Raw genomic sequence first — 13,000 nt, forward strand, 5'->3', positions numbered from 1 at the left:
CTGTTAGTGGGCGACAGCTGCAGCGCCGTGTTCGTCGATCAGCGCACCGTTGTGGAAACGGTCGATGGAGAAAGGTGCGGCCAGCGGGTGCATTTCACCCTTGGCCAGGCTCGCGGCGAATACGTTGCCCGAGCCAGGTGTTGCCTTGAAGCCACCGGTACCCCAACCGCAGTTGAAGAACATGTTCGGCACCGGGGTCTTGGAGATGATCGGGCAGGCGTCCGGGGTGGTGTCGACGATGCCGCCCCATTGGCGGTTCATGCGCACCCGCGAAAGGATCGGGAACATCTCGACGATGGCCTGGATGGTGTGCTCGATCACCGGGTACGAACCGCGCTGGCCGTAGCCGACCCAGCCGTCGATACCGGCGCCGATCACCAGGTCGCCCTTGTCGGACTGGCTGATGTAACCGTGCACCGCGTTGGACATGATCACGCTGTCGATGATCGGCTTGATCGGCTCGGACACCAGCGCTTGCAGCGGGTGCGATTCGATCGGCAGGCGAAAGCCGGCGAGCTTGGCCATGTGCCCGGAGTTACCGGCGGTGACCACGCCGACGCGCTTGGCGCCGATGAAGCCCTTGTTGGTTTCCACGCCGATGCACACACCGTTTTCCTTGCGGAAGCCGATCACTTCGGTCTGCTGGATCAGGTCCACGCCCAGGGCGTCGGCGGCGCGGGCGAAGCCCCAGGCCACGGCGTCGTGACGGGCCACGCCGCCACGGCGCTGGACGGTGGCGCCCAGCACCGGGTAGCGGGTGTTTTTCGAGCAGTCCAGGTACGGAATCTCGTCCGCCACCTGCTTGGCGTTGAGCAGTTCGCCGTCCACGCCGTTGAGGCGGTTGGCGCTGACCCGACGCTCGGAATCACGGATGTCCTGCAGGGTGTGGCACAGGTTGTAGACGCCGCGCTGGGAGAACATCACGTTGTAGTTGAGGTCCTGGGACAGGCCTTCCCACAGTTTCATCGCGTGTTCGTACAGGTGCGCCGACTCGTCCCACAGGTAGTTGGAACGCACGATGGTGGTGTTGCGCGCGGTGTTACCGCCGCCCAGCCAGCCTTTCTCGACCACGGCGACGTTGGTGATGCCGTGCTCCTTGGCCAGGTAGTAGGCGGTCGCCAGGCCATGCCCGCCACCGCCGACGATGACCACGTCGTAGACCTTTTTCGGGGTCGGCGTGCGCCACATGCGCTGCCAGTTTTCATGGTGGCTGAGGGAGTGCTTGAAGAGGCCGAAGCCCGAGTAGCGTTGCATAGTCATTTACTCCAAAACCGCACTCAGCGATAAACCGGGAAGTCCGCGCACAGGGCCGATACCTGACGAGCGACATTGGCCTCGACATCGGCATCGCCGAGGTGGTCGAGGATGTCGCAGATCCAGCCGGCCAGCTCCACGCACTGGGTAACCTTGAAGCCGCGGGTGGTCACCGCCGGGGTGCCGATACGCAGGCCGGAGGTCACGAACGGCGACTGTGGATCGTTCGGCACGGCGTTCTTGTTCACGGTGATGTGGGCGCGCCCCAGGGCGGCGTCCGCCTCCTTGCCGGTGAGGCCCTGACGGATCAGGCTGACCAGGAACAGGTGGTTGTCGGTGCCGCCGGACACTACATCGTAGCCGCGTTTGATAAAGACGCCGGCCATGGCCTGGGCGTTGTCGATCACTTGCTGCTGGTAGGCCTTGAAGCCAGGCTCCAGCGCTTCCTTGAAGCACACCGCCTTGCCGGCGATCACGTGCATCAGCGGGCCGCCCTGGGCGCCCGGGAAGACCGCGGCGTTGAGCTTCTTCTCGATTTCTTCGTTGGCCTTGGCCAGGATCAGGCCGCCCCGCGGACCGCGCAGGGTCTTGTGGGTAGTGGTGGTGACCACGTCGGCGTAAGGCAGCGGGTTCGGGTACAGGCCAGCGGCGACCAGGCCGGCGACGTGGGCCATGTCGACGAACAGCAGCGCGCCGACCTTATCGGCGATCTGGCGGAAGCGTGGGAAGTCGAGGGTCTTGGAGTAGGCCGAGAAGCCGGCGACGATCATCTTCGGCTTGCACTCGACGGCCAGGCGCTCGACTTCGTCGTAGTCGATCAGCCCGGTGTTGGTGTCGATGCCGTACTGCACGGCGTTGTACAGCTTGCCCGAGGACGACACCTTGGCGCCGTGGGTCAGGTGGCCGCCGTGGGCCAGGCTCATGCCCAGGATGGTGTCGCCGGCTTGCAGCAGGGCCAGGTACACGGCGCTGTTGGCCGAGGAACCGGAGTGCGGCTGGACGTTGGCGTAGTCGGCGCCGAACAGTTGCTTGGCGCGTTCGATGGCCAGGGCCTCGACCTTGTCCACGTGCTCGCAGCCGCCGTAGTAGCGCTTGCCCGGATAACCTTCGGCGTACTTGTTGGTCAGGCCGCTGCCTTGCGCTTGCATCACGCGCTTGCTGGTGTAGTTCTCCGACGCGATCAGCTCGATGTGATCTTCCTGACGTTGCTCCTCGGCATTCATGGCCGCCAGCAGTGCATCGTCATAACCCTGGATTTGGTCTTGCTTGCTGAACATCGCGTCTCTCCCAGCGGCGGCGGTGCGCCTTTCGTCTCGGTGAGGCACGTACCCTGCGGTAGTGCCCTTTGGATGCGATGGTATGACCGGCGCTGACCGGCCAAATGCCTATGGACGCCACGCAAAGGTGCGTTTACGACATGGCCTGGCGCAGAGAGACAAATGCTTGCGGGCGCCACGCGCCGAAGGCTCTATGTCGGTGGCTTGCCCGCGCCCGCCAGCCCCCGCCACCGACCAGTGGCGCGACAGGTTTCGGGTTGGCGTGTCGCATCTGTAGCCGCTGCCGAGCCTGCGAGGCTGCGCTCGAGGACGCAGTCCTCGCAAAACCTCAGCACGCGATATGCCTGGAAGAACAGGTTGCCTGGTTTTACGACCGCTTCGCGGCCGAGCGCAGCCTCGCCAGCTCGGCAGCGGCTACAGGGCGTTCGTAGCGACAACGGTTCGCCGTCAGGCCAGCAGGTTGCGCAGCATCAGCAGCAGGAGGAAATGCCCGGGATACAGCAGATAGGCCCAGCGCCGCATCGGTGGCGGCGAAAAACCGCGCATCCGGCGCAGGATCGCCAGCCCCAGCCACGGCGCCAGCACGCAGGCGAGCAGCGCCCAGGCGGCCACCTGACTGCCCAGGCGCGCCGCCGGCAGCAGGCTTTGCCACTGGTTGGCCGCCAGGCACAGCAGCCCCGGCAGCAGCGCCCAGTACCAGCGGCGCAGCAGCACCAGCAACATCGCCAGCGGCAGCAAGACGCCGAACAGGCCGAACATCAGGTACCGGTCGAACAGCCCGCCGAGCAAGGCCGCGCCGATCCCCAGCCACAGCGCCAGCCCGCCGCGACGCTGCCAGGCACGGGCCACCAACAGGCCCAGGGCCAGGGTCGGCAGCACATTCAGGGTGTCGGGGTCGGGAATGTACAGCCGGTACGGCACCTCGCTGAGCAGGCTGAACAACAGCAGCCAGCCCAGGTAACGCCATTGCCCCGCGCCCTCGCGACCCACCGCGCCGGCCCTCGCCACATTGGCCGCCAGCGCCAGGCAGAACCAGGGAAACGCCAGGCGCCCGGGCACATACAGCAGATCGAGGCTCCAGCCGACGTAGCGCAGGTGATCGAGCACCATGCAAAGCAGCGCCAGCCACTTGAGCAGGTCCAGGGCGCCATCGCGCCGGGCGGCCAGCGGGGTCAGCAGCGGGTCTGGCATATATCCTCATGGCCTGTGCATTTTTCACCCATAAACAGAGCGTGTGCTCCCCCCTCAATCTTGGGTAAAGTGGCGCTCCACCGATCTCTGCGGGGCCTGCGCTGTCCTGCCGGCCCAGACCTCGTTGCGGACGCTTTACCCAAGGGCTCCTTACCCAGGAGCGCCTTATCCGGAGCCCTTTATCGAAGGGCTCCCCTCTCGGACCCTTAGCACGGAAGACGGCCATGACCGACAAGAGCCAACAATTCGCCAGCGACAACTATTCCGGCATTTGCCCCGAGGCCTGGGCGGCCATGGACCAGGCCAACCGCGGCCACGAACGCGCCTATGGCGACGACCAGTGGACCGCGCGCGCCGCCGATTATTTCCGCAAGCTGTTCGAGACCGACTGCGAGGTGTTCTTCGCCTTCAACGGCACCGCCGCCAACTCCCTGGCCCTGTCGTCGCTGTGCCAGAGTTACCACAGCGTCATCTGCTCGGAAACCGCCCACGTCGAAACCGACGAATGCGGCGCGCCGGAATTCTTCTCCAACGGCTCCAAGCTGCTGATCGCCGGCACCGAGAACGGCAAGCTGACCCCGGACTCGATCCGCGACATCGCCCTCAAGCGCCAGGACATCCACTACCCCAAGCCACGGGTGGTGACTCTGACCCAGGCCACCGAGGTCGGCAGCGTCTATACCCCGGAAGAAATCCGCGCCATCAGCGCCACCTGCAAGGAGCTGGGGCTGAACCTGCACATGGACGGCGCGCGCTTCTCCAACGCCTGCGCCTTCCTTGGCTGCTCGCCCGCCGACTTGACCTGGAAAGCCGGGGTCGACGTGCTGTGCTTCGGCGGCACGAAAAACGGCATGGCGGTGGGCGAGGCGATTCTGTTCTTCAACCACAAGCTGGCCGAAGACTTCGACTACCGCTGCAAGCAGGCCGGCCAGCTGGCCTCGAAGATGCGCTTCCTGTCCGCGCCCTGGGTCGGCCTGCTGGAAAACGACGCCTGGCTCAAATACGCCCGCCACGCCAACCATTGCGCGCAATTGCTGGCCGAGCTGGTGGCGGACATTCCAGGGGTGGAACTGATGTTCCCAGTGCAGGCCAACGGCGTGTTCCTGCAACTCTCGGAACCGGCCATCGCCGCGCTGACCGCCAAGGGCTGGCGCTTCTACACCTTCATCGGTAAAGGCGGCGCGCGCTTCATGTGCTCGTGGGACACCGAAGAAGCGCGGGTCCGTGAACTGGCCGCGGACATTCGCCAGGTCATGGCCGGCTGAATGCCCTCGTCGGCCTGCCGCCTCCTGTCGAGATCGGGAGCGGTGGGCCGGCGCTGTGTGACATCAGTTCACAAATTCCTGAACTGATTATTTCCCTCCACTGATTCAACATCACAGGCGTATATCCGAGACTCCGGGGTCAATTTATAAAAACAAGGCACTGCCCCATGACCAGCCTGCCCGCGGCAACGGAAAAAGCCCCGTCCCCCAGCCTCAAGATCGAAACCCGCTCCATCGACTACGTGCCGCGCCACGAGCGCCACGGCAAGGTCTGGCACCAGGGTCCGTTCTGGTTCACCGGCAACTTCGTCCTGACCACCATGGTCACCGGCTTCACCGGCGCCGCCCTCGGCCTGAGCCTGCACTACTCGATCCTGGCCATCGTCATCGGCGTGTGCCTGGGCACCTTCTGCATGGCCTTCCACGCCAACCAGGGACCACGCATGGGCCTGCCGCAGATGATCCAGTCGCGGGCGCAATTCGGCCTGCGCGGGGCCATCGTGCCCTTCACCGCGGTGGTCTTCGTCTACATCGGCTTCAACGTGTTCAACGTGATCCTCGCCACCGACGCCATCAACACCGTGGTGCCCGGCGCGCGGGCGCCCTGGTACAGCCTGATGATCATCCTCGCGGTGATCATCGCCGTGGTCGGGCATGACCTGCTGCACGCCGTGCAGCGCTGGCTGACCTACATCATGATCAGCGTGTTCACCGTGCTGACCATCAGCGCGCTGATGACCCTGCAGGCCGACGCCGCCGTGGCCGACGCGCACTTCTCCTGGTCGGCGTTCCTGATCCAGCTGTCGGCGGCCGCCGGCTACCAGATCAGCTACTCGGTGTATGTCTCGGACTATTCGCGCTACCTGCCGCACAAGACCTCGTCGCGCCAGGTGATTTTCTGGACCTACCTGGGCGCCGCGGGCTCGGCGCTGTGGCTGATGTCCCTGGGTGCCTTCCTCGCCTCCGCCCTGCCGTCCCCGGACGCCATCGGCAGCGTCCGCGAAGTCGGCAATCAGATGATCCCGGGCTTCGGCACCTTTACCGTGCTGATCGCCGTGCCCGCCCTGGTCGGCATCATGGCGGTCAACTGCTACGGCGCGATGCTCACCGGCATCAGCGCCATCGACGGCTTCCTGCAGATCCAGCCGAACCTCAAGAGCCGGGTGGTGGGCATCGCCCTGGTGGCGGTGGTGATTTTCCTGATCGCCATGAACATTCCCGACAGCTACCTGGCGAGCTTCAATACCTTCGTGCTGCTGATGCTGTATTTCCTGGTGCCCTGGACCGCGGTCAACCTGGCGGACTTCTACGTGGTGCGCAAAGGTCACTACGCCATCAGCGACATCTTCAACCCGGCCGGCATCTATGGCCGCTGGGCCATGCCCGGGCTCATCGCCTATTTCCTCGGCCTGGTCGCGATGATTCCGTTCATGTCCCTGAGCTTCTACCAGGGCCCGGTTTCCCGGGCGCTGGAGGGCGCCGACATTGCCTTTGTCATCGGCCTGGCCGTGGCCGGCGTGGCCTACTGGGCGCTGACCCGGGGCCTGGACCTGGACGCCGAGCGCCTGGCGATCCAGGCCAGCGAACGCCAACTGGAAGGAGCCGGCCAATGACTGGATTGCCCACCCTGAAAGTCGCCTGCCAGCAGATCGCCCCACGGGTGGGCGAGCTCGACTACAACCGCGAGCTGGGCCAGCGGGCCATCCGCGAGGCCGCTGCCCAGGGCGCCCAGGTGGTGGTGCTGCCGGAACTGGTGCAGAGCGGTTATGTGTTCACCGATCGGCAGGAAGCGCTGGCGCTGTCCGAGGCCCTCGACGGGCCGACGCTGACCCTGTGGAAGGCCCTGGCCGCAGAGCTGCAGGTGGTGATCGTCGGCGGTTTCTGCGAGCGCCTGAATGCCGGGCAAGTGGCCAACAGCGCCGCGCTGGTCGAGCCCGAGGGGCGGGTGACGGTGTATCGCAAGGCCCATCTGTGGGACCGGGAGAAGCGGGTATTCACCGTGGGCGAGCAGCCACCACCGGTGGTCGAAACCCGCTTTGGCGCGATCGCGATGCTGATCTGCTACGACCTGGAGTTCCCGGAATGGGTGCGCCTGCCCGCGCTGGCCGGCGCCGCCCTGCTCTGCGCCCCGGTCAACTGGCCGGACGGGCCGCGTCCGGCGGGCGAACGCCCGGCGGAAATGGTCCGGGTCCAGGCCAACGCCGCGGTCAACCGCATGTTCATCGCCGCTTGCGACCGCTGCGGCGACGAGCGTGGCGTGGCCTGGGTCGGTGGCTCGCTGATCGTCGACGCCGACGGATATCCGCTGGCCGGCAGCGCCCGTCATCCCCAGCAGCAACTGCTGCTGGCGGAGCTGCCCCTGGCGGACGCCCGGGACAAGCACATCAGCGCCCATAACCACGTGCATCTGGACCGCCGCCCGGCGCTGTACTGAGCCCTCCCCGGCCGCGGGCAACACTCGCGGCCCTTCGCCTTTTCGCCCCTGATCCGCGCGCGCCGCCAGACATGAACTAGATTGTCTGGCGAGCCGCTGTACCCGCTCGGATAACGACAATAATCAGGAGCGCATCCATGTCCTTACAAGGCAAGACCCTGTTCATCACCGGCGCCAGTCGTGGCATCGGCCGTGAAATCGCCCTGCGGGCGGCGCGGGACGGGGCCAATATCGTGATCGCGGCGAAAAGCGCCGACCCCCATCCCAAGCTGCCCGGCACCATCTTCAGCGTGGCCCGCGAAGTCGAGGCGGCGGGCGGCAAGGCCCTGGCGTTGCAGGTGGACGTGCGTGACGAAGAGACAGTACGTCAGGCCCTGGCCAAGGCCGCCGAGCAGTTCGGCGGCATCGATGCCCTGGTCAACAATGCCGGGGCGATCAAGCTGACCGGGGTGCAGCACATCGAGCTCAAGCGCTTCGACCTGATGCACCAGATCAACACCCGCGCCGTGCTGCTGTGCAGCCAGGCGGCCCTGCCCTACCTGAAAACCAGCGGTGGGCACATCCTCAACCTGTCGCCGCCGCTGAACCTGGCGAGCAAATGGTTCGCCCAGTACAGCCCCTACACCGTGACCAAGTACGGCATGAGCATGCTGACCCTGGGCATGAGCGAGGAATTCAAGAACTACGGCATCAGCGTCAACTCGCTGTGGCCGCAGACCATGATCGCCACCGCCGCCATCGAGTTCCAACTGGGTTCGCGCGAGTCGTTCAAGCATGCGCGCACGCCGGCAATCATGGCCGATGCGGCCCACGCGATCCTCTCTAGCAGCCAGCGCCGCATCACCGGGCGCTTGCTGATCGACGAAGAAATACTGCGCGAACAGGGGGTGAGCGACTTCGCCCATTACCGCTTCGATCCCGACAGCAGCGAAACGCTGATGACGGATCTGTTTATCGATTGAGCGAGCGGATCAATCTGTAGCCGCTGCCGAGGTACGAGGCTGCGATCGACTGCAAAGCAGTCGCAAACCCAGCCCCTCGATAGGTCAGAAGCACCGAGAGCTCCGGGTTCACGGTTGCTACGCAACCGATCGCAGCCTCATTCTTCGGCGGCGGCTACGGGCTACCGGTCCGCCACTCAATACTCGACCCGCACATCCCCCTTCGGCACGCTGCAGCAGGACAGGATGTAGCCTTCGGCTTCGTCTTCCTCGGTGATCCCACCGTTGTGGTCCATCTCCACTTCACCGCCCAGCTTGAGCACCTTGCAGGTGCCGCAGATCCCCATGCCGCAGGCCTTGGGGATCATCAGGCCGAGCTTGGCCGCGGCGGCGTGGACGGTCTCGCCCGGCGCCACGCGGATGCTCTTGCCGGATGCGGTGAACTCCACCTGGTGCAGGTCGGCGACGTCGATTTCCGGCGCCTCGGCGGCCTGCTCGGCCTGTTCCACCGCGTCGGCGCGGGCTTCCGCCGGCGTCGCGCCGAAGGATTCCTCGTGGTAGCGCGACATGTCGAAGCCGCTGGCTTCGAGCAGGCGCTTGACCGCGTTCATGTACGGCGTCGGGCCGCAGCAGAACACCTCGCGCTCGAGGAAGTCCGGCGCCATCAGCTCCAGCATCTTGTGGTTCAGGTAGCCGCGATAACCGGCCCAGGGCTCGCCCAGGCCATGTTTCTCGCAGATCAGGTGCAGGCTGAAGTTGTCGATCCGCGACGCCATGTGCTCCAGCTCGCGGTGATAAATGATGTCCTTCGGCGAACGGGCGCTGTGGATAAACACCATGTCGACATTGCCGTTGGTGTCGTAGAACCAGCGCGCCATGGACATCACCGGGGTGATGCCGACGCCGCCGCTGAGGTAGAGGACTTTCGGGCTCGGGAAGTCGATGGCGTTGAACAGCCCCACCGGCCCGTGCACCGCCAGCTCCTGGCCTTCGTGCAGGGTGTCGTGCAGCCAGTTGGAAACCTTGCCGCCCGGGACGCGCTTGATGGTCACCGAGAAGCTGTATGGCACCGAGGGCGAGCTGGAAATGGTGTAGGAACGCATGATCGGCTGGCCTTCGATCTCCAGCTCCAGGGTGACGAACTGCCCCGGCTTGAAGAAGAACATGATCGGCTGGTCGGCCATGAAACAGAAGGTGCGCACGTCCCAGGTTTCCTGGATGACTTTGACGCAACGGACGATGTGTCGGCCATTGGCCCAGGTCTGGGTGGTTACCGGGTTCAGGAAGTTGTTGGACATGCTGATCTCCACGGCCGACTGCCGGCCTTTATGGTGGCGATTGTGCGCAGGCCCATAAACGCCCATTTACCTATCTGCGACATTCACATACTTATCGCGACCAGCCCCCAACCACCGGGGCTTGCGCGTCGGGAACAGATTGGGCCATGTCGCCCATGGATAAGGTTCCGGGCCGCGCCGGCCCCACACTCGCCTCAACTGATAACCGCTGACTTTTCAGCCTTGCGTCGTAACCGTGGCCGGTGTGACGGGCTTGTGCGGAGCAAGCCCGTTACACCGGCCACACTGCCACTTTCGCCGGCCACACAGATGGCCATGAGGACCAAAACGATGGACGTCACCGCAACCCTGAGCCTGGGCGATCCGCTGGAACCCGCACGCAAGGCCACCGCGCAAATGCTCCAAGAACGCGAGCGGACCTTTTCCCTGCCGCAGCCGTTCTACTGCGACGAGCGCCTGTTCGATATCGACATGCAGGAGATCTTCCAGAAGGAATGGCTGATCGCCGGCATGACCTGCGAGATTCCGACCAAGGGCAACTACATGACCCTGCAGGTCGGCAAGAACCCGATCATCGTGATCCGTGGCGCCGACGGCGTGGTCCATGCCTTCCACAACGTCTGCCGCCACCGCGGTTCGCGCCTGTGCACCAGCGACAAGGGCAAGGTCGCCAAGCTGGTCTGCCACTACCACCAGTGGACCTACGAGCTGGACGGTCGCCTGCTGTTCGCCGGCACCGAGATGGGCGCCGACTTCGACATGAAGCAGTACGGCCTCAAGCCAGTGAACGTGAAGACCGCCGGTGGCTACATCTTCATCTCGCTGGCCGAGAACCCGCCGGCCATCGATGACTTCCTGGCGACCCTGACGCACTACATGGAACCCTACGACATGGAGAACACCAAGGTGGCGGTGCAGACCACCTTGATGGAAAAGGCCAACTGGAAGCTGGTGCTGGAAAACAACCGCGAGTGCTACCACTGCGGCGGTGCGCACCCGGAACTGCTGAAGACCCTGCTGGAGTGGGACGACGTCACCGACCCGCGCGCCGACCAGGCGTTCAAGGACCACGTGGCCGCCTCCGCCGCCGCCTGGGAAGCCGAGAAGATCCCCTACGCCCACGCCAGCTTCGGCCTGCGCAACCGCATCGTGCGCATGCCGCTGCTCAAGGGCACCGTGTCCATGACCATGGACGGCAAGCAGGGCTGCGCCAAGCTGATGGGCCGGATCAAGAACCCCGACCTGGGCTCGATGCGCATCCTGCACCTGCCGCACTCGTGGAACCACTGCATGGGCGACCACATCATCGTGTTCACCGTGTGGCCGATCAGCGCCCAGGAAACCATGGTCACCACCAAGTGGCTGGTGCACAAGGACGCGGTCGAAGGCGTGGACTACGACGTCGCGCGCATGCGCCAGGTGTGGGACGCCACCAACGACCAGGACCGTCGCCTGGCCGAAGAGAACCAGCGCGGCATCAACTCCACCGCCTACCAGCCAGGCCCGTACTCCAAGACCTACGAGTTCGGCGTGGTCAACTTCGTGGACTGGTACAGCGAACGCATGCTGAGCAACCTCGGCGCCGAACCGGCTCCGTACCTCAAGGGCGTGCCGGTTCACGGCTAAACGCGCTGTCCCGGCCATAAAAAACCGCGAGCATGCTCGCGGTTTTTTATGACGTGAAGTGGCTACTACCAGTTCCAGGCGTGAATGATGTCCTGCGCTGTATCAAAGATATTTCCCAAGTCTTCGATATTGGGCGCACGCTTGTAATTCGGATCGATACGTCGTTGCAAATCGTCATACAAGCCGTCAATTCTTTCCTGGGTTTTCTTTTTATCGTGCTGCCGAAGTACATCGAGCCGGGCCTTGTTAGCAGCCAGCGCTCTACCTTCCTCGATATAAAAAGCCCTGTCCCACTCAGGCTGATGATTATCAATAAAAGGCGGTGGACCGACAGGTTTGTTCATAGCCACCTCACTATTTCAGCTGGTCAAGAGAACCAGCCAGTGACCCAACTGACGATCGAGTTGAATGTATTAGTGATTTTCTCCCAGACGTTCTTCAACCAATTGAGGATATTCTTGCCAATCTCGGTGAAAAACTCGCTGACCTTGTCCAGCACGGTATTGAACAGGCCACCGAAAGTTTCCATGAACCCAACCACCGCATCAGCGCTTTGGGGGTATTGGTCCAACTGCTCGATCGCCGCGTCATACATCTTGTCGATGCGTTTATCTGCTGATTCCTTGTCCCGCTTACGCAACTCTTCGAGCTTTTTCTTGTAGTCCGTGGTGTCGGTCGAACCCGAGTTCTGAAAACTTTCCGTAGCCTTGACCAGCTCGGACTCCGACTGATCAGCTTGGCTTTCCCCCACTTCCCGGGCCTGAGGCTCGAGGTTCCGCACCGCAGGATCATTGGAACTCTTGGTGACGTAGAGACTGCGCAGGTGAATCTGCTGCAGGTGCGGCGAAGCCATCAGCAGGCCCCTGGCCTCGCCCGACAATCGTCTTTTCGCATGCACACGCATTTCGTTGAGTAACTCGACATAGGCTTCCTTGCCTTGTGCAGCAACAGGCTTGGCCTTGGTTTTTGCTTTGGATGCTTCGGACATTTCAATAACTCCTTGTAATTTAAACAACCGGCACTCTTGTGCCTTTCACTCGCGGGAACGGTAACGTTCATAACGCCCGCAATTCTCCCGAATCCATCATTCAGAATCAGCCTTTATTAATTCCAAAAATCAATCGTGGACTTCATCAACCGGAAGGACGTTGGAGATAGCACTTTCACCGATCAACCAGACTCGGTATCAGCTATTAGGGAAGTGCAGAAACAAAAACATGCTTTTCATGTTTGACTCCTGTCATGGATTATCTTGAAGTGCAGCCGAAGAACTCGACTATTGCCCTTGAAAATCCGCCCCACTCCTTGTGTTTGAAAGAGTAAAGCCGCGTGCCCATCAGGCGTCAAACAGCCACTTATACCCATAGGAAACTGCATTTATGCAGGCTGAATATATAAACCAAACCTCACTCAGGTTTTATCCGAGCCCGAAACAAACGAGAGGGTCACCCCCAAGCTGTATAAAAAATGATCGCCCCCGTCGAGATACCACCCGCCAAGGCTTACAGAAGACCGCGAACAAGTTATCCACACCTCCACCCACAGCAAATGTGGGCAACTCGGCTTTCAGCCGGCGGATTCACTGGCAGAACCTGAAGAAAATCCGTGACTTATCCGGAAAGGCCTTTTCCACAAGACTTTGTTCATTTTTTGAACAGCGCTCTGTAAGCCACGTTTTTAAAGGCCCGCAGATGAAGGCGAACACCTTATCCAC

The 13,000-nt window shown here is 63.1% G+C and carries 11 protein-coding genes; 5 read left to right on the forward strand and 6 right to left on the reverse strand.

The window, feature by feature from the left end; genetic code table 11:
* Window positions 1–3: 3 nt before the first annotated feature.
* The 3 genes from AC3RCP_RS29475 to AC3RCP_RS29485 all read right to left on the reverse strand — a co-directional run bounded on the left by AC3RCP_RS29475 (window position 4) and on the right by AC3RCP_RS29485 (window position 3,722).
* Window positions 4–1,254: a sarcosine oxidase subunit beta family protein gene (locus AC3RCP_RS29475; protein WP_007926378.1), complete on the reverse strand. Its 1,251-nt coding sequence runs from the start codon at window positions 1,252–1,254 to the stop codon at window positions 4–6.
* Between the two features lie 23 nt (window positions 1,255–1,277).
* Window positions 1,278–2,531, reverse strand: a complete 1,254-nt coding sequence (gene glyA / locus AC3RCP_RS29480; protein ID WP_007926375.1) for a serine hydroxymethyltransferase — start codon at window positions 2,529–2,531, stop codon at window positions 1,278–1,280.
* A gap of 447 nt (window positions 2,532–2,978) precedes the next feature.
* On the reverse strand, window positions 2,979–3,722 hold the full coding sequence (locus AC3RCP_RS29485; protein ID WP_492570647.1) for a TraX family protein: 744 nt from the start codon (window positions 3,720–3,722) through the stop codon (window positions 2,979–2,981).
* A gap of 224 nt (window positions 3,723–3,946) precedes the next feature.
* On the opposite strand from AC3RCP_RS29485, the gene AC3RCP_RS29490 reads away from it, so the two are divergent.
* The 4 genes from AC3RCP_RS29490 to AC3RCP_RS29505 all read left to right on the forward strand — a co-directional run bounded on the left by AC3RCP_RS29490 (window position 3,947) and on the right by AC3RCP_RS29505 (window position 8,383).
* Complete coding sequence (locus tag AC3RCP_RS29490) at window positions 3,947–4,987, forward strand: threonine aldolase family protein (protein ID WP_007926372.1); 1,041 nt, start codon at window positions 3,947–3,949, stop codon at window positions 4,985–4,987.
* 167 nt (window positions 4,988–5,154) lie between these two features.
* Window positions 5,155–6,600 carry a purine-cytosine permease family protein gene (locus tag AC3RCP_RS29495; RefSeq protein WP_492570646.1) on the forward strand — a complete coding sequence of 482 codons (1,446 nt, stop codon included), beginning with the start codon at window positions 5,155–5,157 and terminating at the stop codon, window positions 6,598–6,600.
* On the forward strand, window positions 6,597–7,421 hold the full coding sequence (locus AC3RCP_RS29500) for a nitrilase-related carbon-nitrogen hydrolase (protein ID WP_492570645.1): 825 nt from the start codon (window positions 6,597–6,599) through the stop codon (window positions 7,419–7,421). Before AC3RCP_RS29495 ends, AC3RCP_RS29500 begins: the two co-directional genes overlap by 4 nt.
* A 137-nt stretch (window positions 7,422–7,558) precedes the next feature.
* The gene (locus AC3RCP_RS29505; protein ID WP_007926369.1) at window positions 7,559–8,383 is read left to right on the forward strand and encodes an SDR family oxidoreductase; all 825 of its coding nucleotides are present in this window, start codon (window positions 7,559–7,561) and stop codon (window positions 8,381–8,383) included.
* 176 nt (window positions 8,384–8,559) lie between these two features.
* Here AC3RCP_RS29505 and gbcB read toward each other — a convergent pair whose 3' ends face one another.
* The gene (gbcB, locus tag AC3RCP_RS29510) at window positions 8,560–9,660 is read right to left on the reverse strand and encodes a glycine betaine monooxygenase reductase subunit (protein ID WP_007926368.1); all 1,101 of its coding nucleotides are present in this window, start codon (window positions 9,658–9,660) and stop codon (window positions 8,560–8,562) included.
* A gap of 330 nt (window positions 9,661–9,990) precedes the next feature.
* Between gbcB and gbca the strand changes: the two genes are divergently transcribed.
* Window positions 9,991–11,286, forward strand: a complete 1,296-nt coding sequence (gene gbca / locus AC3RCP_RS29515; protein WP_062824385.1) for a glycine betaine monooxygenase oxygenase subunit — start codon at window positions 9,991–9,993, stop codon at window positions 11,284–11,286.
* Window positions 11,287–11,351: 65 nt separating this feature from the next.
* Here the strand turns inward: gbca and AC3RCP_RS29520 are convergent, their stop codons facing one another.
* Both AC3RCP_RS29520 and AC3RCP_RS29525 read right to left on the reverse strand, forming a co-directional pair.
* Entirely contained in the window at window positions 11,352–11,630 is a 279-nt protein-coding gene (locus AC3RCP_RS29520; RefSeq protein ID WP_007926365.1) for a hypothetical protein, read from the reverse strand.
* Between the two features lie 23 nt (window positions 11,631–11,653).
* Window positions 11,654–12,274, reverse strand: coding sequence for a hypothetical protein (locus tag AC3RCP_RS29525; RefSeq protein ID WP_007926364.1), 621 nt, complete (start codon window positions 12,272–12,274; stop codon window positions 11,654–11,656).
* Window positions 12,275–13,000 lie beyond the last annotated feature (726 nt).

It is taken from the genome of Pseudomonas sp. GW822-FHT05A08 (assembly GCF_058800485.1).